Raw genomic sequence first — 2,073 nt, forward strand, 5'->3', positions numbered from 1 at the left:
ACTCCCCACTCCCCGCCCCACCTCCACTCGCCGCCGACATAGGCATCCGGCATGCTCCGCGCTCCTCTCAGGGATCGCCCATGTCCGACCGACCGTCTTCGCCCCGCTGGCCCCGCAACGCCCTGATCGCCCTGTCCTCGCTGCTGGTCTCGGCCTGCAGCAGCCTGTTCTTCGGCGGCCTCAACGCCAGTTCCTCGCGGCATGGCCTCCACGAGCAACGTGGGATCGTCTACGACGCGGCGCATGGCCTGGCACTGGACGTGTACCGCCCCGCCGGGGTGGAGCACGCGCCGGTGGTGGTGTTCTTCCACGGCGGTACCTGGAAGACCGGCGACCGCCAGAACTACCGCTGGGCCGGCGAAGCGCTGGCGCGGCACGGCGTGGTCGCGATCGTGCCGGACTACCGCAAGTATCCGCAGGTGACCCTGGACGGCTTCATGCGCGATGCCGCCACGGCGGTGGCCTGGAGCCAGCGCCATGCCGCCGACTACGGCGGCGATCCGCAACGGCTGGTGCTGATGGGCCACTCCGCCGGCGCGCACATCGCCGCGCTGCTGGCGACCGACGCTCATTGGCTGCAGGCGCAGGGCCTGTCGCCGCGGCAACTGTGCGGCCTGGTCGGGCTGGCCGGCCCCTACGACTTCCTGCCGCTGACCGATCCGGACCTGATCGGCATGTTCGGCCAGGACCCGGCGCAACAGCGGCGCTCGCAGCCGGTGAACTTCGTCGACGGCGACGAGCCGCCGGCGCTGCTGCTGCACGGCGACGCCGACACCGTGGTGGAGCCGCGCAACAGCCAGTCGCTGCAGGCCGCGCTGCAGCGCGCCGGGGTACCGGCCGAACTGAAGACCTATCCCGGCGTGGGCCACATGCGCCTGGTGCTGGCGCTGCGCAAGGACGACCCGGCGCTGCCGGTCATGGCCGACAGCATCGCCTTCGTGCGTGCCTGCCCGGCACGTCCCACCGCCCGCTGACCCGGACGATGCGGACGGAACTCAACCGTCCGCGCTGCCGAGCAGTTCGAATGGACCACCCTGCTGCAGCGCGCGCTGATAGGCGGGGCGCTGCTCGATCCGCTGCACGAACCCGGCCAGGTTCGGATGCGTCTGCAGGCCGATGCGCGCCGCGGCGGCCTGCACCGGGAAGCTCATCTGCACGTCCGCGGCGGTGAAGCGGTCGCCGGCGAACCAACCGGTCTCGGCCAGTTCGCGCTCCATCCAGTCCAGGTGCAGGCGCACCTGCGGACCGACGAAACCATGCATCGCCTTGTCGACGATGGCCTTGGCGATCGGCCGCGCGAAGAACGGCATCTTCGCCGAGCGGATCCGCCCGAACACCAGGCTCATCAGCAGCGGCGGCATCGCCGACCCCTCGGCGTAGTGCATCCAGTAGCGGTAGCGCAGGCGCTCGGGCGAATCCAGCGGCTGCGGCGCCGGCGACAGCGTGCTGCCGGTGTCGTAGCGGTCCACCAGATAGTCGAGGATGGCCCCGGACTCGGCGAGGACGTGACCGTCGTCCACCAGCACCGGCGACTTGCCCAGCGGATGGATCGCGCGCAGCTCCGGCGGCGCCAGCATGGTCTTGGGATCGCGCTGGTACTTGATCACCTGGTACGGCAGCGCCAGTTCCTCCAGCAACCACAGCACGCGCTGCGACCGGGACTGGTTGAGGTGATGCACGGTGATCATGGCGACGGCTCCGGAGCTCGGGGGCCGCCATGGTAGCCGGATGCAGGTGTGAACCCGCGCATGCAGGGCATGGTCGCTGCATCTGGCGCCATGGCGACGGCGCCGCGATCAGCGGGAACCCGCTGTCCGAAAAAAGAAACGCCCAAACAAAAACGCCGGAAGCTTGCGCTCCCGGCGTTCGGCACCTTGCGGTGGCAGGCGTCCTTAGACGGCCTGCACCTGGTCAGCCTGCATACCCTTCTGGCCCTGCACGGCGACGAAGGTCACCTTCTGGCCTTCCTGCAGCGACTTGAAGCCGGTGCCCTGGATCGCGCGGAAATGCACGAACAGGTCCGGGCCGCTTTCCGGGGTGATGAAGCCGAAGCCCTTGGCATCGTTGAACCAC

At 69.8% G+C, this 2,073-nt stretch carries 3 protein-coding genes; 1 reads left to right on the forward strand and 2 read right to left on the reverse strand.

All coding sequences use genetic code 11. From position 1 onward, the window contains the following. Positions 1-80 precede the first annotated feature (80 nt). Positions 81-974, forward strand: coding sequence for an alpha/beta hydrolase (locus CEK65_RS20850; protein WP_017909325.1), 894 nt, complete (start codon positions 81-83; stop codon positions 972-974). A 21-nt stretch (positions 975-995) separates the two neighbouring features. Here CEK65_RS20850 and CEK65_RS20855 read toward each other — a convergent pair whose 3' ends face one another. Both CEK65_RS20855 and CEK65_RS20860 read right to left on the reverse strand, forming a co-directional pair. Next, complete coding sequence (locus tag CEK65_RS20855) at positions 996-1,688, reverse strand: glutathione S-transferase (RefSeq protein WP_017909326.1); 693 nt, start codon at positions 1,686-1,688, stop codon at positions 996-998. Between the two features lie 204 nt (positions 1,689-1,892). Further along, the coding region (locus CEK65_RS20860; protein WP_152182864.1) for a cold-shock protein at positions 1,893-2,073 on the reverse strand (181 nt) is incomplete at its 5' end.

The organism is Xanthomonas sp. LMG 12459, assembly GCF_009192905.1.
In the GTDB taxonomy this organism is placed as follows: Bacteria; Pseudomonadota; Gammaproteobacteria; order Xanthomonadales; family Xanthomonadaceae; genus Xanthomonas_A; species Xanthomonas_A sontii.